The 20,770-nt window shown below is 72.4% G+C and carries 18 protein-coding genes; all 18 read left to right on the forward strand.

The annotated features are described in order from the left end of the window. The first annotated feature begins 273 nt into the window (after window positions 1-273). The 18 genes from VF746_01190 to topA all read left to right on the forward strand — a co-directional run bounded on the left by VF746_01190 (window position 274) and on the right by topA (window position 20,719). Window positions 274-477 (forward strand): hypothetical protein, encoded by a 204-nt coding sequence (locus VF746_01190; GenBank protein HEX8691026.1) that lies wholly within the window; start codon window positions 274-276, stop codon window positions 475-477. Further along, complete coding sequence (locus VF746_01195) at window positions 467-1,747, forward strand: ATP-binding protein (protein HEX8691027.1); 1,281 nt, start codon at window positions 467-469, stop codon at window positions 1,745-1,747. Before VF746_01190 ends, VF746_01195 begins: the two co-directional genes overlap by 11 nt. Continuing rightward, entirely contained in the window at window positions 1,744-3,105 is a 1,362-nt protein-coding gene (locus VF746_01200; GenBank protein HEX8691028.1) for a sigma-54 dependent transcriptional regulator, read from the forward strand. The genes VF746_01195 and VF746_01200 overlap by 4 nt, the downstream gene beginning before the upstream one ends. Before the next feature lie 525 nt (window positions 3,106-3,630). Next, window positions 3,631-4,002: a hypothetical protein gene (locus tag VF746_01205; protein HEX8691029.1), complete on the forward strand. Its 372-nt coding sequence runs from the start codon at window positions 3,631-3,633 to the stop codon at window positions 4,000-4,002. A gap of 403 nt (window positions 4,003-4,405) precedes the next feature. Then, window positions 4,406-4,879, forward strand: coding sequence for a GspH/FimT family pseudopilin (locus VF746_01210; protein ID HEX8691030.1), 474 nt, complete (start codon window positions 4,406-4,408; stop codon window positions 4,877-4,879). 151 nt (window positions 4,880-5,030) lie between these two features. Then, the gene (locus VF746_01215) at window positions 5,031-5,495 is read left to right on the forward strand and encodes a GspH/FimT family pseudopilin (protein HEX8691031.1); all 465 of its coding nucleotides are present in this window, start codon (window positions 5,031-5,033) and stop codon (window positions 5,493-5,495) included. After that, window positions 5,485-5,889: a prepilin-type N-terminal cleavage/methylation domain-containing protein gene (locus VF746_01220; GenBank protein ID HEX8691032.1), complete on the forward strand. Its 405-nt coding sequence runs from the start codon at window positions 5,485-5,487 to the stop codon at window positions 5,887-5,889. The genes VF746_01215 and VF746_01220 overlap by 11 nt, the downstream gene beginning before the upstream one ends. Then, entirely contained in the window at window positions 5,876-6,775 is a 900-nt protein-coding gene (locus VF746_01225) for a type II secretion system protein (protein ID HEX8691033.1), read from the forward strand. The genes VF746_01220 and VF746_01225 overlap by 14 nt, the downstream gene beginning before the upstream one ends. Continuing rightward, entirely contained in the window at window positions 6,772-8,055 is a 1,284-nt protein-coding gene (locus VF746_01230; GenBank protein HEX8691034.1) for a pilus assembly PilX N-terminal domain-containing protein, read from the forward strand. The genes VF746_01225 and VF746_01230 overlap by 4 nt, the downstream gene beginning before the upstream one ends. Before the next feature lie 166 nt (window positions 8,056-8,221). Then, window positions 8,222-9,268 carry a type IV pilus assembly protein PilM gene (gene pilM / locus VF746_01235; protein ID HEX8691035.1) on the forward strand — a complete coding sequence of 349 codons (1,047 nt, stop codon included), beginning with the start codon at window positions 8,222-8,224 and terminating at the stop codon, window positions 9,266-9,268. 46 nt (window positions 9,269-9,314) lie between these two features. After that, a complete protein-coding gene (locus VF746_01240; GenBank protein HEX8691036.1) occupies window positions 9,315-10,052 on the forward strand; it encodes a PilN domain-containing protein in 738 nt (245 codons plus the stop codon). Between the two features lie 2 nt (window positions 10,053-10,054). Then, window positions 10,055-10,675: a type 4a pilus biogenesis protein PilO gene (gene pilO, locus VF746_01245; protein ID HEX8691037.1), complete on the forward strand. Its 621-nt coding sequence runs from the start codon at window positions 10,055-10,057 to the stop codon at window positions 10,673-10,675. Next, the gene (locus tag VF746_01250) at window positions 10,659-11,378 is read left to right on the forward strand and encodes a hypothetical protein (protein HEX8691038.1); all 720 of its coding nucleotides are present in this window, start codon (window positions 10,659-10,661) and stop codon (window positions 11,376-11,378) included. Before pilO ends, VF746_01250 begins: the two co-directional genes overlap by 17 nt. Before the next feature lie 22 nt (window positions 11,379-11,400). Further along, window positions 11,401-13,173 carry an AMIN domain-containing protein gene (locus VF746_01255; GenBank protein HEX8691039.1) on the forward strand — a complete coding sequence of 591 codons (1,773 nt, stop codon included), beginning with the start codon at window positions 11,401-11,403 and terminating at the stop codon, window positions 13,171-13,173. A gap of 41 nt (window positions 13,174-13,214) precedes the next feature. Further along, the gene (locus tag VF746_01260) at window positions 13,215-15,764 is read left to right on the forward strand and encodes a hypothetical protein (GenBank protein HEX8691040.1); all 2,550 of its coding nucleotides are present in this window, start codon (window positions 13,215-13,217) and stop codon (window positions 15,762-15,764) included. A gap of 151 nt (window positions 15,765-15,915) precedes the next feature. Further along, window positions 15,916-17,127, forward strand: coding sequence for a chorismate synthase (gene aroC, locus VF746_01265; GenBank protein ID HEX8691041.1), 1,212 nt, complete (start codon window positions 15,916-15,918; stop codon window positions 17,125-17,127). After that, a complete protein-coding gene (locus VF746_01270; protein HEX8691042.1) occupies window positions 17,105-17,659 on the forward strand; it encodes a shikimate kinase in 555 nt (184 codons plus the stop codon). Before aroC ends, VF746_01270 begins: the two co-directional genes overlap by 23 nt. A 336-nt stretch (window positions 17,660-17,995) precedes the next feature. After that, window positions 17,996-20,719 (forward strand): type I DNA topoisomerase, encoded by a 2,724-nt coding sequence (gene topA / locus VF746_01275; GenBank protein ID HEX8691043.1) that lies wholly within the window; start codon window positions 17,996-17,998, stop codon window positions 20,717-20,719. Window positions 20,720-20,770 lie beyond the last annotated feature (51 nt).

Here is a 20,770-nt window from a genome sequence, read left to right on the forward strand (position 1 = left end):
AAGCGGCGTCAGCCTGACGACGAGACCTTGCACGGTGGGGATCCATGAGCCTCTCCGCTGGAATCGTCCTCCTGTCCGGCCGACCCCCGTACTTCCGTACTCTCGTACTTTCGTACCTCGTACCTCGTACCCCGTACCCACTCCCTCCCGTACCCCTCCCGAACCTCTCGCGCGACGCCCCCCGCCTATATTACTCTATGAAGTGCGGGGCCCGGTCACGTGGGTGTCCCCCGTCCGGCGGGGGAGAGGTCCATTTCACCCAGCGGAGGTACCATGAGGAAGCCGGTGAGCAAGCACGCGCTGCGCAGGGCCATGGAACAGGTCCAGGCCGAGGGTCGGCTCCGGTGGGACGGGCCCACCGGGAGCGTGGTCGACCGCCTCTGGCACCACATCGAGAAGCAGGCGTTCCGTGCCCCCCGCAAGAGGCCGCTCACCCGTGATACCACCGAGCGCCGGGAGGAGCCCGTTGGAGTCTGAGCACCCCCGGCGGCGGGCGTCCGACGCCCGGGAGATCCCGGGCGCGACCGAGAGCCCCGGCCGGCGCCGGGGCTCTTTGCGTAGCGAGCTCCTCTTCAACCTCTCCTTCCTGGCCGTCGCCGCCCTCCTGCTGGCGTTCACCACCGCCACCGTGCTCCGGCTCGCCCACTCCGACTCGGCCTGGGTGCTGCTGGGGCTCATGGCGGTGGACGTGGCCGTCTTCGCCCTGCTCGGCCGCTACCTGATCGACCGCATGGTGATGCGGCCCCTGGGCGAGGTGGTCACCGCCGCCGAGGCCATCGCCGACGGCGACTACGCCCGCCGCGCCGCCGAAGGCGAGTCGCGCGAGATGGCCGCCCTGGCCTCGGCGCTCAACCGCATGACCGACCAGCTCCTCACCAACCAGCGGCTCCTGGCCGAGAACGTCGAGTCGCTCGACCGCACCAACCGGCTCCTCCTCTCCACCCAGCGCGACCTGGTGCAGGCCGAGAAGATGGCCTCCATCGGCCGCCTGGCCGCCGGCGTGGCCCACGAGGTGGGCAACCCCCTGGGGGCGCTGCTGGGCTACGCCTCCGTGCTGCGCCGGCGCGGCACCGACCCCGAGCTGATGGAGGGGCTCGAGCGCGAGGCCCGGCGCATCGACGCCATCGTGCGCCGCCTCCTCGACTACTCGCGCCCCGCCCCGGCCCACCGCGAGCCCGTGGACGTGAACGAGTCCGTGCGCCGCGTGGCCGAGCTCTTCCGCCAGCAGGGGAAGCTGGAGGGGATCGAGATGAAGCTGCTGCTGACCGACCCGCTCCCCCCCGTGCTGGCCGACTCCCACCTCCTGGACCAGATCTTCGTCAACCTCTTCGACAACTCGCGCGCCGCCATGGGCGGGCCGGGGAAGATCACCGTCTCCTCGCGCGCCGAAGCGTACCGGCCCGACCGGCCGTTCCCCACCCGGCGCGCCTCCGACCCGCCGGGGGTCAGCTACGCGCACCTGCGCCGGCCGCGCTACACCTCGGCCCGCGAGAGCCCGATCGAGCCGGGGACCGAGGTGGTCCGCGTCGTCGTCGCCGACACCGGGCCCGGCATCCCCCCCGACCAGATCGACGCCGTCTTCGACCCCTTCTTCACCACCCGCGCGCCGGGCGAGGGGACGGGGCTGGGTCTTGCCATCGTCGCCAGCACGGTGGCAGACTTCTGCGGCCGCATCGAGGCCTCCTCCGCCGAGGGCGGCGGCGCCGTCTTCACCCTCATCCTCCCCACGCACGCTAACGACACGTGAGCGACCGCCGGGTCCTGGTCATCGACGACGAAGCCGGGCTGCGCCACACCCTGCTCCTGATCCTGCGCGACGAGGGGTACCAGGTGGCCGTGGCCGAGGACGGCGAGTCGGGGCTGCGCGCCGCGGCCGCCGAGCCGCCCGACCTGGTCCTCTGCGACATCCGCATGCCCCGCATGGGCGGGCTGGAGTTCCTGGAGCGCTACCAGGAAGCCGGCGGCGGCGCGCTGGTGATCATGATGAGCGCCTACGGCACCCTCGACACCGCCGTCGAGGCCATGCGGCGCGGCGCCTACGACTACATCTCCAAGCCGTTCAACGCCGACGAGGTGCTGCTCACGCTGCGCAAGGCCGAGGAGCGCGAGCAGCTCCGGCGCGAGGTGGCGCGGCTCCGGAAGGAAGTGGGCGAGGTGCAGGGCTTCGAGCGGGTGGTGGGCGCCTCGGCCGCCATGCGCGAGGTGCTCGACCTGGCCGCCCGCGTGGCGCCGTTCCCCAGCACCGTGCTGGTCACCGGCGAGAGCGGGAGCGGCAAGGAGGCCATCGCCCGCGCCATCCACAGCGCATCCCCGAGACGGGAGAAGGCGTTCGTGGCGCTCAACTGCGGCGCCATCCCCGAGAACCTGCTGGAGAGCGAGCTGTTCGGCCACGAGAAGGGCGCCTTCACCGGGGCCGACCGCGCGCGAGAGGGGGTGTTCGAGGAGGCCGACGGCGGCACGCTCTTCCTGGACGAGATCGGCGAGCTCCCCATGCCGCTGCAGGTCAAGCTCCTGCGCGCGCTGCAGGAGCGCAGCATCCGGCGCGTGGGCGGCAGCGGCGAGCGGCCGGTGGACGTGCGGGTGCTGGCCGCCACCGCGCGCGACCTGGTCGAGGAGGTCAAGGCCGGCCGCTTCCGTGACGACCTCTTCTATCGCATCAACGTGGTGCAGATCCACATCCCGCCGCTGCGCACCCGCCCGGAAGACATCCCGCTCCTGGCCGAGCACTTCCTGAAGAAGCACGCCGGCCGGCTCAAGCTCGACGCGCCGGGGCTGCCGCGGGCGCTGGTGCCGGTGCTGGCCGCGTACTCGTGGCCGGGCAACGTGCGCGAGCTGGAGAACGTGATCGAGCGGGCGCTGGTCCTCTCCGGCGGCCAGCTCGGCGAAGACCACCTCCCCCCGCACGTGCGCACGGGCAAGCACCTGTTCGAGGTGCGCGACGACGAGGGCGACCTCTCCGTCAAGCGCCGCCTCCCCGCGCTCGAGCGCACGCTGATCGCCCGCGCCCTGGAGCGCTCCGGCGGCAACCGGACGAAGGCCGCCGAGCTGCTCGACCTCTCCGTGCGCGCCCTCTCCTACAAGATCCAGGACTACGGCCTGGAGTAGAGTGCGTTAGTGCGTTAGTGCGTCGGGGCCGAAGCAGTTGCGCACTTCCGCACTCACGCACCAACGCACTTCGGTTTTGGGCATGTCCCTCCGCTGCGCTCCGGGCCGGGCTGCGCGCGCCGTAGGGCAGCAAACCACGCTGCCCAACGGCGCCGGGCCCCGGTCGCGCCAAACCCCCGGCGCGCCCGGGTCCCGGCCCTCCGGGCGCGCATCCCTCATGTAACTGCTATAAATCTCCGCCGGTGATCGCTTCACCGCGGACTGAAACACCACAGCGCTTGTGTTGCGACCCTGTTGCGCCTTAGAATGCGGAAGCGTGGCGCGCGGTCCATCGGAGCTCCGCCAGATTTCCTTGTTGGCGAACGAGTTCGCACGCTTGGCGATGCCCGCGGTGTCGACCCGGAGGTGGAGCGGACCGTATGTGAATGGTGCCGGGCGGGTTGGTCGGTGGGAGCTTGGCTCGTGGTCTTGCGCCGGGCTCACGCGAGATGCCGGTAGCATCCCCCTTCCCCAAGAGAGCAGATCATGAAGAAACTGAAGCTGGACATCGACGACCTGAAGATCGAATCGTTCGATACGATCGCCGACCGGGCTTCATCCGGGATCGGCACCGTGCACGGGCGATACACAGACGCATGGACTGCGTGCGGGAATGACGGATGCGTTACGATGGCTGAGACCGATTGCGGCACGAATTACCAGACACAGTGCCTGCCGAACTGCGGGTACGCCTCGATGCAGGCAGACCCCTGGGGGTGCACGGCCGGCGACACGTGCGACAACTGCGGCCCCACGAATATGGTGGATTGCTCGTGGGACGCGATGTGCACGATGGACGATACTTGCTACCTCAGTTGTGAGTCGTGCGACGATTGCCGAACTGTCGGAGTGTGCTGATCCAGCACCGCCCCTGGACCGCTGGAGGTTCGGAGCAGCGGATGCCTGCCCCACCAGCACTGATCGCGCGCATGTAAGCTGTCGCATCAGGACGGTTCAGGCGAGGAGCGGGTTATTGCTGGACGTTGCTGTTCGCCGTTGAAGCCTCGCGCGCACGGAGCCCGGCCCTGCACCGGCTCCGCCCGGCGAGGCTTTCTGCCGTGGTTGCCGCGGCTTCAGCCGCCTCTCCCCCCACCTCTGCCCCCGGGCCTCTGCCCCGCCTCCCACCCGGTCATTTCACCCTCTTGCTCCACCGCCCCGCAAAACGCACACTCTGGACCGCACGCTATGGACGCCTGTTTCGTGACCTGGCGTTCGCGTTCCACGTACGGAGTGCCGCGCGGGCGGCGGGGGAGAGGACGGGATGGGAGACCGACGCGGGTTCTCGCTGGTCGAGCTGCTGCTGGTGCTGCTGGTGCTGGCCATCGCCGCCGGGCTCGCCGCGCCCTCGCTGCGCGGCTTCGTGCGGCGCGAGCGGGTGCGCGGCGCCCTCAACCGCGTGGCCGCCGACCTCCACTACACGCGCATGCTGGCCGTGCGCTCCGGCCACGGCGCCGTGCTGCGCTTCACCCCCGACCCGCGCTGCGCCGCCCGCTTCAGCGGCCACGGCTGGACCGTCGCCGTGCACGGCCCCGCGGGCGGCGTGGTGAAGACCGTGCGCGCCGACGCCGCCGACGCCCACCCCCTCTGCCTGGAGATGAACTCCTCCGACACCGTGGCATTCAACTCCCGCGGCCTCCTCTCCCCCTTCGCCAACCGCACCCTGCACGCCGTCCAGGGCGAGGTGCGCGACTCGCTCACCGTCTCCGTGGTGGGGCGCATCTACCGCCGCTTCTGAGCCTTACGCGCGTCATGTCGGCCGGCGAAAACGCCTGCAAACTTTTCCGGTGCGGAACGAAAGTCACTGCTACGCACTTCCGTCGCAGAATCTAAGTCGTTGTCCTGCAACGCATTCGTCCAGGGCACGAAAGTCGCCTTCGCCGGGCGGCATGTCGAACAACGCATCCGTCCTGCGGGGGCGACGTGGCTTCACGGTCGCCGAGATGATGATCGTGGTGGTGATCATGGGCATCGCCACGGCCATCGCCGCCCCCCGAGTGCAGGGAATGATCCGCGCCTCCTCGCTCACCGGCGCCATGAACCAGGTCGCCGCCGACCTGCAGCTCGCCCGCGTGCGGGCCATCCGCGCCGGCCGCCCGGTGGTGCTCACGGTGGCCGACGGCGGCACCACCTACACCGTGGTCGAGGAAGGCCTGGCCACCCCGGTCAAGCGCGTGCGCTTCACCCGCGACTACCCCGGCGTCGTGCTGAGCCCCGCCCCCACCTCGGTGGCCTTCGACACCCGCGGGATGCTGGGCTCCAGCAGCGAGCGCACGATCACCGGCACCTACCGCGGTGCCCGCACTTCCACGCTCAAGGTTTCCGGGATCGGGAGGGTCTACCGTGAGTACTGAGCGCACCGCGCGGGCCGACGCGGGCTTCACCCTGATCGAGGTGCTCATCGCCCTGGTGATCCTGGCGGTGGGGCTGCTGGCCCTGGAGGCCATGGGGATCGGCGCCGCGCGCATGGTGGCCCGCGCCCAGAACCAGAGCGAGTACGCCGCCGCGGCCTCGGACACCCTGGAGAAGACGCTCAACCGCATCCGGGCCGGCAGCGGCGCGGTGGGGACCAGCAGCTACACCCTGTCCGACGGCGCCGGCGTGGCCCTCAACGTGGCCCGCACCGACCTCGACAACGCCAGCACGGCGCTCGACCTGTGGAGCGTCACCGTCACCGTCACCCCGCCCTCGGGCGGCGCCCTCCGCCCCTCCGACGGCGTCACGCTGCGCTCCAATGTGCTTCGCTAAGCGCGCCCGCCGGACGGCGGGCTTCACCCTGGTGGAGGTGATGGTGGCCCTCCTGATCGCGCTGATCCTCTCCGGCGTGGTCTTCCAGCTCATCCGCGGGCAGAGCCGCTTCGTGACCGTGCAGAGCGCGCGCGAGGAGGTGCAGCAGAACACCCGCGGCGCGCTGGAGCTGATGGCCAGCGAGCTGCGCTCCATCGAGCCCGGCGGGCTGGTGGAGACCGACAGCAACTCGGTCACCTTCCTGCTCCCGCGTGCCTGGGGGCTCTACTGCGGGGGCAGCGCCACCCAGATGAGCGCCGTCTTCCCCGACTTCCCCGCCGAGATGCGCGCGCTCAACAGCGCCTCGGGGGTGATCGCCGACACCGCCGCCGCGGCCCCGCGCAAGTGGGGGCCGAGCCCCGTGAACGCCGCGCGCGCCACCGTCACCGCCATCAACACCTTCGACCTGACCGCGGCCGGCAACGCGTGCGAGGGGCTGCGCCCCACCACCATCCCCTCGCCCAGCTCGCAGGGGCTGCGCCTGGACGGGACCGGCCTCCCCACGCCGCCGCGGGGCAACCTGGTCTACCTGTACCAGTACGTCCGCTACGACGTGGCCCAGAACGACGACGGCGAGTGGTGGATCCGCCGCAGCAACGGCATGTCGGGCGGCAGCACCGTGCAGCAGCCGCTCGCCGGCCCGCTCCCCTCGGGCGGGGGCCTGCGCCTGCGCTACTGGGACGGCGCCGCCGGCGGCCAGCTGGGCCCGCGCCTCACCACGCTGGCCGACCTGGGCCGCGTGGGGCGCGTGAGCATCGCCGTGCGCACCCGCAGCCGCTCCCGGAGCGGCAGCGCCGTGCAGCAACAGGCCGACTCCCTGACCGTCCTGCTCTGGAACCGCCCATGACCCGCAACGAACCCGACGCCGCCCCGCGCCATCGCCGCGCCCCGACCCCGACGCCGATCGGCACGCGGGGGATCGCGCTCCCGGTGGCCCTGCTGGGGCTGGTGGCCGTCTCGCTGATGGTGACCACGGCGCTGCTCACCTCCTCCACCGAGATCGCCGTGAGCGGCGCCCACCGCGACGCCGCCGCCGGGCTGTACAACGCCAGCGGCGCCCTGGAGCGGTACGTGGCCGACCGCGCCGTCTCGGGCGCCATCAACAAGCTGGTGCAGGGGAGCGCCACGGTGGCCGCCCCCGACGGGCGCACCTACACGCTCACCGTGGCCCAGCTCGCCCAGGTGATCTCGGGCGTCGAGGACGGGGCCAGGACGCAGGCCACCTCCGACGAGACCTTCTCAGTGATCGCCCGGCCGCCGCAGTCGCGGGGGAGGAGCGTGGGCGCGTTCGTCACCGCGCGGCGCACGCTGCAGAAGATCAAGCTCAACATCAACGCCGGCGCCACCTCGGGCGGCGACCTGCGGGTGGCGGGCAACGCCACCATCAGCGACGGCCGCGACGACCTCAACTGCGACTCCTCCGCCGCGCCGTACGCCGTGCAGGTGACCGCGGGCTCCAGGATCGAGATCTCCGGCCAGCCCAACATCACCGGCGCCGCCGACACGGCGAACTTCCGCAAGGAGGCGCTGGTGGACTCGGTGCTGGGCGGGATCCCGCTCGACACGCTGGTCAAGTACGCCAGCATCAAGTTCGGCCCGCAGTTCAACCGGCCCGGCTACACCGCGCCCACCTGGGACAACAACCGGCGGGTGAACTCCGGCAACACCCTGCCGGCCGACACCATGTACAACTGGGGGTGCCCCCCCGACATGGACGTGAGCTGCCCCACCGGGTCCAGCCAGCGCTTCGTGGTGGTGGCGATCGACGCCACGGGGCTGCAGGGCACCACCGTCAAGATCAACGGCGACTACGGGCAGGGGATCATCGTGGTCACCAACGGCAGCCTGGACATCCAGGGCAACTTCACCTTCCGCGGCATCATCCTGGTGGAGCAGGACCTCAAGATCGGCGGCGGCCAGGCGCAGTTCGCCGGCAAGATCGAGGGCGCGGTGGTGGCGTTCGGCCAGTCGAGCACGGTGGAGGACCGGGTGCAGGGCACGGCGGTGATCCGCTTTAACCGCTGCTCGATCATCGACGCGCAAAACGCATTGAACCGCGGCAGATTGCAAGACATGCCGCAAGTGCTTAACCAGCGCACGTTTGCGTGGTTCGAGCTGGTGCGCTAGTGCGGGAATGTGCGAGCACTCTTGACGCCCGCATTCCCAGTCGCTAGCTTGCCCGACGACTCCCCCACACACCCACGCCCAACCCAGGACCGCCGCGGCCCGTTTTGCGGCGCATGTCCCCGGACCTTTTCACGTTCCGCATCCCCGGGACGACAGGAATCCGTGTATGCCTTCGCTGCTTCGCAGGAACCGCTCGACGGTGGGTCTCGACATCGGCAGCGGCTTCGTCAAGGTGGCCGTGGTCGACCACTCCGGCGCTGAGCCCGAGCTGGTGCACGTCTCCCACACGCCGCTCATCGCCGACGCCATCGTCGAGGGCGAGGTGATGGACCCCCAGATCGTGGTGGAGACCGTCCGCTCGCTCCTGGAGACGGCCGGGATCAAGCCGAAGCGCCTGGTGGCCTCGGTGGGCGGGCGCGACGTGATGGTCAAGAAGATCCAGATGGACCGGATGAAGGAGACCGACGCCCGCGAGGTGATCCGCTGGGAGGCCGAGCAGCACGTCCCCTACGACATGGAGAGCGTGCAGCTGGACTTCCACATCCTGGACCCGCTCGACGACGGCCTGCAGATGAGTGTGCTGCTGGTGGCCGCCAAGCGGGAGCTGGTGGACCAGCGGGTGTCGCTGCTGCGCGACGCGGGGCTCGCCCCGGCGGTGGTGGACGTGGACGCCTGCGCGCTGCAGAACGCCTTCGCCTACAACTACCCCGAGGCCCTGACCGGCGTGGCCGCCCTGGTGAACGTGGGCCACGAGGTCTCGACGGTGAACGTGCTGCAGGAGGGCACGCTGATCCTCACCCGCGACATCCCCTTCGGCTCGCGGCGGCTGCGCGAGGAGCTGCGCCGCCTGCACGGGCTGGCCGCCGACGAGGCCGAGGCGGTGCTGCAGGGTCGCTCGCCGCGGGCAGGGGAGTTCCGCGAGCTGCTGGCCGAGGGGTGCGAGGAGCTGGCCATCGGCATCGAGCGCGCCGTGGCGTTCCTCTCCATGGGCGAGCACAGCGGCGGGCTGCAGCGCGTGTACCTCTCCGGCGGCGGCGCCCGCATCCCGGGCCTGGCCGACGTGGTGGCGGCGCGACTCCGCGCCCGCACCGACCTGGCCACCCCGCTGCAGCGCCTGAAGGTGCGCGGCGCCGTGGGGGCCGCCTTCCCGCTCGACGAGCTGGCGCCGATGCTGATGCTCCCGGTGGGGCTGGCGCTGCGCAGCGCGGCCTGACGGGCCGCTTCCCTAGACCGAAACGTTGGAACCGAGGTCCCGGACCTTGATCGAGATCAACCTCCTCCCCAGCGGACCCCAGCGGCGCCCGGCCGGCCGCTCGCTCCGCTCCGCCTCGCTCCCGAGCGCGGGGGCCGACCCGCGCGTGGTGGCGCTCGGGCTCGCCGGCCTGCTCGTGCTGGGGCTCCTCGCCTTCGGCTTCTGGCGCACGGGCGCCCAGGCCGCCGAGCTGGGGGCCCGCCTCGAGCGCGAGCGGGCCGACTCGGTGCGGCTGGCGCGCACCATCGCGCTCATGCAGACGATCCAGGCGCGGCGCGACACCATCGAGCAGAAGATCGCGGTGATCCGCGCCGTGGACGGCCGCCGCTACGTGTGGCCGCACCTGCTGGACGAGGTGAGCCGCGCGGTGCCGCCCTTCACCTGGCTCACCAAGGTGGCCGCCGTCGAGGAGGCCCCGCCCGCCCCGGCCCCGCCGCCCGCCGCGGCCCCGGCCGGCGGCGACACCGCGAAGAAGGACTCGGCCGCCGCGGCCGCGGCCCCCGCGCCGCCGCCCGAGCCCGAGGGCCCCGGGTTCAGCATCGAGGGGAGCGCGGCCACCACGCAGTCGCTCACCCGCTTCATGAAGAACCTGGAGGCGAGCCCCATGATCCAGGGCGTGGCCCTGGTCACCAGCGAGCAGACCACGCTGGAGGGGAGGAGCTTCCTGAAGTTCACGCTGGAGGCGCGCTTCGAACGGCCCGACTCCACGCTCCTGGAACAGGTCCCCGTGATCCCGGTGCAGTAGCCATGGCCCTTCCGCCGCTCGACCCGAAGACGCGCAAGAACCTCATCTACGCCGGCGTGGCGCTGGCCCTGGTGACGTTCCTCCTCTACGACCGCGTCTACACCCCGCGCACGCAGCACGTCGCCGAGCTGGAGACCCGGCTCGCGTCGGTGCAGAACAGCAACGTCCGGGCGCGCGCCCTCACCCGGGGCGCCACCACCCCCGAGGAGGCGCTGGAGCTGTACCGGCGCCAGCTGGAGGTGGTGGAGGGGCTCATCCCCTCGGCCGAGGAGCTCCCCGACCTGCTCGACGCCATCTCGGCCGAGGCGCAGCGCACGGGGGTGGAGCTCACCTTCATCCAGCCCACCGGGGCCACCGAGGAGCCGTACTACACGCGCCGGGCGTACGACCTGGCGGTGCTCGGCCGCTACCACGACATCGGCGAGTTCCTCACCCGCGTGGCCAGCCTGCCGCGCATCGTGACCCCGGTGAACCTGTCGCTGGCGCCGCAGCAGCAGGCGCAGCCCGGCCTGCCGGCGGCCGCCGCCGCCCTGGGCGACGGTCCGCCCCGCCTGGAGGCCCGCTTCTCGATCGAGACCTACGTGATCCCCACCGCCCCGGTGAACGATGCCCCCGCGGAATAGCTTCCTCGCCGCCGCGCTCCTCTGCCTGGGCGCGGCCCCGGCGGCCGCCCAGCGGAGCGCCGCCGCCGCCCCCGCCCCGGTGGGCGCGCAGTCGACCGCGGCCTCCGCGGCCGCCCCCGCCGCCGCCGCCGCGCCGGTCGAGTACCAGCGCGAGGTGTTCCGCTACCAGCGCGGCGGGCGCCCCGACCCGTTCCAGCCGCTGCTCACCGCGGCCGAGCTGGGCTTCCGGGTGGAGGACCTGCGGCTGACCTCCATCGTCTACTCGCCCAACCCGCGCACGTCGCTGGCGATCTTCGCCGAGGGCGACAGCGCCAGGCGGCACCGGCTGCGCGTGGGGCAGCGGCTGGGGAACATGACGGTGCTGCGCATCTACCCGCAGCGGGTGGACGTGAGCGTCGACGACTTCGGCAGCAGCCGGGTGGAGACGATCCAACTCCGCCGCGCCGGGCGCCGCGCCGAGGTGCAGCAGCAGGCCGGCCCGCCGGCCGCCGCGGCCGCGCAGTCGCCCCAGATCCCCGTCACCATCGCCCCGGCGCCGCAGGAGCAGCCCCGGCGGCCCCAGCCGCTCCGGCGCGGCCCCGCCGCCGCGGCGGCCCGGGCCGGCCAGGCCGGCCAGGCGGCGCCGCCGCCCGCCCCGGCCCCGGCGCCCACGCGCGGGATCAACCCGCGCAGCCCCAACTACACCTCGCGCCCGCGCCCGTAAACCAGACCCCAGGACAACGACGATGCTGCGCAAACTCGCGATCGCGCTCCTCCTTCCCGCGCTCGCCGCCGCGGCCCCGCGCGCCGAGCCGGGGAGCGTCTCGGGGCTCAAGCTCGAGGCGCGCGAGGGACGCACCGAGCTCACGGTGGAGATCACCGGGGGCGAGGTGCGCTGGACCGACTTCTCCCTCTCGGGGCCGCCCCGGGTGGTGGTGGACCTGCAGGGCGCCACCAGCACGCTCTCGCGCCGCTACGACGGGATCGACCGCGGCGGGGTGAAGGCGGTGCGCACCAGCCAGCACACCGCCGACGTGGTGCGCGTGGTGGTGGACCTGGAGAAGGACGCCTCCTACACGGTGGAGCGCTCCCCCGACGGGATCGTGATCTCCATCGCCTCGCAGGCCACGGCGTTCCAGCCCTGGTCGAGCGGCCCCGGCGCCGAGTACGCGTCGGCCGCGGCGCCGGCCGCGGCGCCCGAGCGCCCGTTCTCATCGCCGCAGCAGCAGGGCACTCCGCGGCGCGCGCCCCAGCAGCAGCCGAGCCAGGCCCGGCGCATCACCGTGACCTTCGAGAACACGGACATGCGCGACGTGCTGGCCTCCTTCGCCGAGCTCACCGGGCGCTCCATCGTCCCGGGCGCCGACGTGGGGTCGATCCGGGTGGACTACGTGGCGTTCGAGAACCAGCCGTGGGACGAGGCGCTGCGCACCCTGCTGCAGGCGTACGGGCTGGCGGCCGAGGAGCTCCCCAGCGGGATCATCCGCGTGGACGCCATCGACAAGCTGGCCGAGCGCGAGAGCCTGGAGCCGCTGGTCACGCAGACCTTCCGCATCAACTACGTCCCCGTCGAGGAGCTGCTGGCCACCCTCGACCCGCTCAAGACCGAGCGCGGCTCGATCAGCGCCAACAAGACCACCAACACGCTGATCGCCACCGACGTGGGCAGCGTGGTGGCCGAGTTCGCCAACCTGGTGCAGCAGCTGGACGTGCGCACCCCTCAGGTGGCGATCCAGGCCAAGATCATCTTCATCAACCGCACCGACGCCGAGGCGCTGGGGATCAGCTACGACCTCAAGGACTCGCGCGGCAGCTCGCTGAACTCGCTGGTCTCGGTCCCCGACCCCTTCAACCCGGGCGAGCAGACCAACGCCGACCTGATCTCGCTGGGCGGCAACTCGATCGCGGCGCTCGGCAACGCCAACGAGCGGGTGCAGGACCCGGCGCTGCAGGTGGTGACCTCGCTGGTGCTGGGGCGCTACACGCTCATCACCTTCCTGGACGCCCTGCAGACGGCGCAGCTCTCCGACGTGCAGGCGGCGCCGGTGGTGACCACCAGCAGCAACCACGAGGCGCAGATCTGGGTGGGCGAGCGCACCCCGATCCGCGTGGTGGACCTGGGCTCGGTGAACGCCGGCGTCCCCGGCGCCACCGGCGCGCGCGCCACGGCCGAGCTGGTGGAGACCGGCATCCGGCTGATCGTCACCCCGCAGGTGACGGCCGACCGGCGGGTGCTGCTGCAGCTGCACGCCGAGCGCAGCAGCGCCGAGCCCGCCCCGGGCGAGATCGGCGTGCTCTTCCGGCAGCAGCAGGGCGACACCCGCGTGATGGTGGCCGACGGCGAGACGGCCGTGATCGGCGGCCTCACCGTCACCGAGGTCACCCAGCAGCGCTCCGGGATCCCGTTCCTGATGGACGTTCCCTTCCTGGGCTCGCTCTTCCGCACCACCCGCAACACCGAGATCAAGCGTGACCTGCTGATCATGGTCACCCCCCACATCGTCGAGGAGCGCGCCTGAGCCGCCCGGCCCAGAGCCGCCGACACACTCCGGAGGACCGCGTGACCCCGTCCCACCTGCTGCGGCGCTGCGCCGCGACGATCTTCGCCTGCGCCGCCCTGAGCCTCGCGCTCGGGGCGTGCGAGGGCAGCAACGCCTTCGGCCCCGGGCCCGACCCGGATCCCGACACCACCACCAACAGCGGCGGGAACAACCCGGCCGACGCCGTCCGCCCCGGGGTGGCGCTGGTGTGGCCCAAGCAGGACACCACCACCATCGCTCCCGGCGACTCGCTCTTCATCGAGGCGAAGGTCACCGACAACGTGGGGCTCGACTCGGTGGTCTTCGAGGCGTTCTCGCTGCGCGGCAACCCCGACCTGGGGACCCAGACGCGGGTGGACCGCTTCCAGCCGAAGGTGGTGGCGCTCAGGAGCGCCACGGGCCGGCTGGTGCGCGACACCACGCTCAGGCGCTTCCTGCTCCCGGCCGGGGCCGACTCCACCAACGAGCGCGTCTTCTCGGTGGTGACGGCCATCGACACCATGGGCAACCGCACGGCCGACACGGTGCGGATCACCGCCGGCGGCCCGCGGGTGACGATCGTGACCCCGGTGGCGGGCGCCGAGTTCATCGGCGGCACCGAGATCCCGGTGCGCATCCAGGCCAGCGATCCCGGCAGCCTGATCCGCACCATCCGGCTCTTCACCACCGGGCGGCCGATCACCTTCGACCGCACCATCACGCTGCCTACCCCGGTGGCGAGCATCGACACCACGATCATCGTGCCAATCCCGGCCGACTCGGGGAACAACGTGCTGAACGCCGAGGCGGTGTCGGGGGCCGAGATCCGCGCGGTGAGCGTGCCGGTGCCGGTGCGCATCAACCCGCCGGCGGTGGACCAGATCGCGCCGCGCACCACCCTCTCGGCGAACCCGGAGCTCCGGGTGGAGCCCGACGACTCGTTCCGCGTGATCGTCTCGGCGGTCGACGAGGTGCGCGTGGACAGCGTGGGCGTGACCGTGCTGGCCATCCGGCGCACCGCGGCCGGCGACCAGACGCTCGCCGTGTACTCGGGGCGCACCCGCGCGGCGGCCGACACCTTCACCTTCAGCTACGCGGCCCTGGGGCTCACGGGGCTCGACAGCGCCACGGTGCAGCTCGAGATCACCGGCTTCGCGGTGGACCCGGCGCGCAACTGCGGCGCGGCCACGGCGCTCAACAACCCGCAGTCGCAGCAGTGCACCGCGGCCACGCCGCGGCTGGCGGCGGGGGGTCCGGGGCGGCTGTTCACCATCTTCGTGGCGCGCGGCAGCACCATCGGCTTCCCCAACCCGGGCGACGTGATCGCCGACCTGGTGGCCGACAGCGGGCGCGTCTACCTGTCGAACTTCACCCGCAACCGCGTGGAGATCCTGCCGATCGGGGCCACCACCTACGCCGCGCCGGTGCGGGTGGGCTCGGAGCCGTGGGGGCTGGGGATCGGGCGCAACCGCGACTCGCTGTACGTGGCCAACAGCGGCGGCACCAACATCTCGGTGATCCCGCTGAAGGAGCCGGTGCTGGCCGAGGCGCAGGACAAGCGCATCTTCATCCCCAACGAGCGGCTCTTCGGGGTCACCTTCAACCCCGCCACGCTCGTGGTGAGCGCGGTGCAGCTGAACGACTACTCCGACCGGCCGCAGTTCCTGGCGCAGGCGTCGAACGGGCTGCTGGTGTACTCCACCAAGCCCACCAGCGCGGCCAACGAGGGGACGGTGCGGATCTACGACCCGCGCAAGCTGCGCTCGGAGATCTTCATCGGCTACGTGGACCGGCACACGGCCGGGCAGGCGATCGCGGTGAACGCCGACAGCGCCTTCCAGTCGGGCGGGCAGGTGATGGTGTGCCCCCGCCGCCGCTTCGGCGACGCGGCGGACCCGGGCTTCTGCATCACCGGCAACCCGCTGGAGGTGTCGGACTCGCTGACCAAGCTGCGCGCGCAGCCGGCCAACGCGGCGGGCGGCCGCTGGGACACGCGGCTCGACGTGGGCGCGTCGGTGCTGGACGTGGGCTTCGCCGACACCACCTTCGTGGCGGCCAGCGGCGACCGCAACTACATCGCGGTGGGCGAGGGCGTGCGCGAGGAAGCGCGGATCCCGCTCTTCCGCGCCGGGGGCGACTCGCTGGTGCTGGTCTCCGACGTGCGCGACCTGATCAGCAACGCGGCCGAGCGGGTGATCGGGCTGGGGCTGAACTACGACGGCTCGCTGGGCGTGGCCCGCGGCGGCCTGGCGTACTACTTCTCGAACACGGCGCGCCTGCAGGGCGTCGTCGCCAGCAGCACGCCGGCCGGCGGCGTGGCGCAGCACCCCGACAACGCGGGGTATCCCGGCGGGGTGTCGCGGCTGTCGTTCGTGTCGGGGATCGACGAGAAGGCGCCGTACATCGACGTGATCGACACCTTCAACTTCTTCCGGGTGAAGCGGATCTACACCCGCGACGCGGTGGTGGGGGCGCTGGCGGTGGGCCCGCGGGCGGCCGCCGACCCGGCCAACGTGGCGCTGCGCATCTACGCGCTCACGCCGCGCGGGGTGCTCTCGCTCAGGGTCACCAGCGCGGACCTGGTGCCGTAGGGTAGACAGTGCGAAGTGCGAGGTGCGAAGTGCGAAGTGCGGCTGCATCCGCCGACGTTCCGCACTTCGCACTTCGCACTCAGGACTTCGCACTGCAGTTCCAGCACCGGGGGTCTGGCGCGCGCCGGGCCCCCGGTGTTACTTGTTCCCGATGCCCGCCCCCTTCCGCTTCACCACTTCCGGCGAGTCGCACGGCCCCGCCCTCACGGCCATCGTCGAAGGGATCCCCGCCGGCATCGGCTTGAGCGCCGACGACGTCGACCGCGAGCTGCGGCGGCGCCAGGGCGGCTACGGCCGCGGCGGGCGCATGCGCATCGAGAGCGACCGCGCCGAGATCCTCTCCGGGGTGCGCCACGGACAGACGCTGGGCTCGCCGGTGACGCTCCTGGTGAAGAACCGCGACTGGGAGAACTGGACGCGGGCGATGTCTCCCGCGCCGGTGGAAGAGGCGGGCGACGACCAGGCGATGCGCCGGGTCTATTTCCCGCGTCCCGGGCACGCGGACCTCGCCGGGGCGCTCAAGTACGACCGCACCGACGCGCGCGACGTGCTGGAGCGCGCCAGCGCCCGCGAGACGGCGGCGCGCGTGGCCTCCGGCGCGGTGGCGAAGCGGCTCCTGGCCGAGCTGGGGATCACCGTCGGCTCGCACGTGGTGGCGCTCGGCGGCGTGGTCGCGAGCGTGCCGGACGAGCTGCCGGGGGACCTGAACGCGGCGTCGGACCCCTCGCCGGTGCGCTGCCTCGACCCCGAGGCAGAGGGGCGGATGATCGACGCCATCGACGCGGCCAGGCGCGACGGCGACACGCTGGGCGGCATCGTCGAGGTGGTCGCCCGTGGCGTCCCCGTGGGGCTCGGCTCGCACGTCTCCTGGGACCGCAAGCTGGACGGGCGGCTCGCCGGGGCGCTGATGTCGATCCAGGCGATCAAGGGGGTGGAGATCGGCATGGGCTTCCGCGGCGCCATGCTCCCGGGGTCGCAGGTGCACGACCCGATCGTGCTGGACGAGGCCTCGGGGCTCGGCGGCGGCTTCGGGCGGGTGACGAACAACGCGGGGGGGCTGGAGGGCGGGATCACCACCGGCCAGCCGGTCGTCGTCCGCGCGGCGATGAAGCCGATCTCCACGCTCATGCGCCCCCTGGCCACGGTGGACCTCAGGACGGGCGAGCGCGCGGAGGCCGTGCGCGAGCGCTCGGACGTGGCGGCCGTCCCCGCGGCGGGCGTGGTGGCCGAGGCGATGGTGGCGCTCGTGCTGGCCGGCGCGGTGCTGGAGAAGTTCGGCGGCGACTCGCTGGGCGAGGTGCGGCGGAACCTCGAGGGCTACCTGGAGCGCATCCGCGAGCGTGGGCTCTTCGTCCCCGCCTGATCCCGCGCCGGTCGAGCGCGTGGTGCTGCTCGGCTTCATGGGCGCGGGGAAGACCGTGGTCGGCGCGCTGCTGGCGGAGCGGCTCGGCTGGACTCACGTCGATCTCGACCGGGAGATCGAGCGCCGCGAGGGCCGCCGCATCGCCGAGATCTTCGCCGCGGACGGCGAGGCGCGCTTCCGCCAGCTGGAGGCGGAGGCCACGGCGCGGGTGGGGCGGAGCGCGGGGATCGTGCTCTCCCCCGGCGGCGGGTGGATCACGCGGCCGGAGCTGCTGGGCCTGCTGGGGGCGGGGACGCTCTCCGTCTGGCTGAAGGTGGGGGCGGAGGAGGCGGTGCGCCGCGCGGCCGCGGCGCCGGGGGAACGCCCCTTGCTCGCCGGTGCCGACCCGCTCGCCGCCGCGCGCCGGCTGCTGGCGGAGCGCGAGCCGCTCTACGCGCGGGCGGACCTGGTGGTGGAGACGGAGGGGCGCTCGCCGGTGGAGGTGGCGGAGGAGATCGAGCGAGAAGTGCGCAGGCGGGGGATTGCGGGGTAGGGATCGCTGCGGAATACAGGCTATCGTGCCGCCGCGGGGGGCCTCACCCGCCGCCTTAGAGCGGCAACCCTCTCCCAACTTCGGGAGAGGGTGGACTCTACGGGGCTCAGTGTGTGACGGGTGGCTCGTAGGGGCGAGGCATGCCTCGCCCGTGCCCGCCCTGCGCGGATGCGGGCCGGACGCGCGGAGGGTCGCCCCGAGTCCGCGAAGGCGGACTTCCCGTAGTTGTAGCTCCCGGTTTCAACCGGGGATGTTGCACGATGATGCCAGAGAACGCCGGCCCGGTGCGAGTGACGCGCGCGGAGGCGTTTCGATGCTGAATACCTGCCCATAGAGATGGCGTCCAAGGCGCAGAAGATCCGCCTGGTGGTGGTGGAGAGTCCCACCAAGGCGAAGACGATCCGCGGCTTCCTCCCCTCCGGCTACCGCGTGGCGGCCTCGATGGGACACGTGCGCGACCTCCCCGAGTCGGCCAGCGAGATCCCGCCCACCCTCAAGGGGCAGGAGTGGGCCCGCCTGGGTGTGAACGTGGAGCGCGACTTCGAGCCCGTCTACGTGATCCCCTCGGGGAAGAAGAAGGTGGTCAGCGAGCTGAAGGCGCTCCTCAAGGAGGCCGACGAGCTGGTGGTGGCCACCGACGAGGACCGCGAGGGCGAGAGCATCGGCTGGCACCTGGTGGAGGTGCTCAAGCCGCGCTGCCCGGTCACGCGCATCGTCTTCCACGAGATCACCCCCGAGGCGATCCGCGAGGCGCTGGAGCACCCGCGCGACATCGACGACGACCTGGTGCGCGCGCAGGAGACGCGGCGCATCCTCGACCGTCTCGTCGGCTACACCGTCAGTCCGCTGCTCTGGAAGAAGATCGCCACGGGGCTCTCGGCGGGGCGCGTGCAGTCGGTGGCCGTCCGCCTCCTCGTGCAGCGCGAGCGCGAGCGGCGGGCGTTCCGCTCGGCCACCTACTGGGACGTGAAGGCGCTGCTGGCGAAGGACGGTGAGGGCTTCTCGGCGGTGCTGCAGAGCGTCGGAGGGAAGCGGATCGCCACGGGGCGCGACTTCGACGAGTCGACGGGGCGGCTGAAGACGCAGGGCGTGATCCTCCTGGGCGAGGGCGACGCCAAGGCGCTCTGCGACCGGGTGCGCGCGGCGGAGTGGAAGGTGGCGGAGACGGAGGAGAAGCCGTCCATCCGCCGCCCCTACCCGCCGTTCACGACCTCGACGCTGCAGCAGGAGGCCAACCGCAAGCTGCGCCTCTCCTCGCGCGACACCATGCGCATCGCGCAGCGGCTGTACGAGGAGGGCTACATCACCTACATGCGCACCGACTCGGTCCACCTCTCGGACCAGGCGATCCGGGCGGCGCGCTCGCGCATCCGCGCGCTCTACGGCGAGGAGTACCTGACGCCGCAGCCGCGCCAGTACACCACGACCACCAAGGGCGCGCAGGAGGCCCACGAGGCGATCCGCCCGGCGGGAACGGAGATGCGCACCACGGAGGTGACGGGGCTCAAGGGGGTGGAGGCGGCGCTCTACGACCTGATCTGGAAGCGCACCGTGGCCAGCCAGATGGCCGACGCGCGCCAGACGCACCTCACCGCGCTGATCCAGGCGGCCGACGCCGTCTTCCGCGCCAGTGGCAAGCGCATCGACTTCCCCGGCTTCTTCCGCGCCTACGTGGAGGGCTCGGACGACCCCGAGGCGGCGCTGGAGGACCGCGAGGAGCCGCTCCCGGCGCTGCGCCGGGGCGACGCGCTCTCCCTGCGGGACCTGGAGGCGCTCTTCCACCAGACGCAGCCGCCGGCGCGCTACACCGAGGCCACGCTGGTGAAGACGCTGGAGGCGGAGGGGATCGGCCGCCCCAGCACCTACGCGTCGATCATCGGCACCATCATCGACCGCGGCTACGTGGAGCGGGTGAGCAACCAGCTCGTCCCCACCTTCACCGCCTTCGCGGTCACCTCGCTGCTGGAGAAGAACTTCCCGCACCTGGTCGACACCCGCTTCACCGCGCGGATGGAGGAGCAGCTCGACGAGATCGCGGGGGGCGACGCGGAGTGGCTCCCCTACCTGCGCGACTTCTTCCTGGGCCCGGACGGGCTGGAGGAGGCGGTGCAGAAGGGCGAGCAGCAGATCGACCCGCGCGAGGCGTCCACCGTGCGCCTGGAGGGGCTCCCCGCGCGGGTGCGCATCGGCAAGTTCGGCCCGTTCGTGGAGGCCGAGGACGGCGGGGGGACGGTGACGGCCACCATCCCCGAGGGCGTGGCCCCGGCGGACCTCTCCGGCGAGCAGGTGGAGCGCCTGGTGCGCGCCAAGACCGAGGGGCCCGACGTGCTGGGGATCGACCCCGAGACCAGGAAGCCGGTGCTGCTGCTGGAAGGCCGCTTCGGCCCCTACGTGCAGCTCGGCGAGGCGACGGAGGAGGACAAAAAGCCCAAGCGCGCTTCGCTCCCCAAGGGGATGAACCCGGCCGACGTGACGCTGGAGGCGGCGCTGCGCTGGCTGTCGCTCCCGCGCACGCTGGGCAGGCACCCGGAGACGGGCGAGGAGGTGAAGGCGGGGATCGGGCGCTTCGGCCCCTTCGTGGTGGCCGGCAACGACTTCCGCTCGCTGCAAAAGGGCGACGACGTCTACGCGATCGGCCTCGCCCGCGCGCTGGAGCTGCTGGCCGAGCCCAAGGGCGGCCGCGGCGCGCGAAAGAGCCCCGAGCCGATCCGCACCCTGGGCGCGCACCCGGCCGACGGCGAGCCGGTGACGCTGTGGGAAGGCCGCTACGGCCCCTACGTGAAGCACGGCGACGTGAACGCGTCGCTGCCGAAGGGGGTATCCCCCGACGCCTTCACCCTGGAGCAGGCGGTGCCGCTCCTGGCCGAGCGCGCCGCCAGCGGCAAGCCCGCCCGGGGCCGCGGCCGCGCTACGGCGCGGCGGGGCGCGAAGACGGCCGCGTCGAAGTCGTCCTCCGCCAGCAAGACCGCCGGCCGCAAGGCCAAGTCGAAGACCGCCAGCGCCGCCAAGGCGAAGAGCGCCAAGCCGCCGACGAAGCCTCCCTCGGCACGGAAGAAGTAGCGGCAGGTCTCTTACGAAAGGGCCTCACACGGAGGAAACGGAGGAAACGGA

This window comes from Longimicrobium sp., from assembly GCA_036389795.1.
Taxonomy (GTDB): Bacteria; Gemmatimonadota; Gemmatimonadetes; order Longimicrobiales; family Longimicrobiaceae; genus Longimicrobium.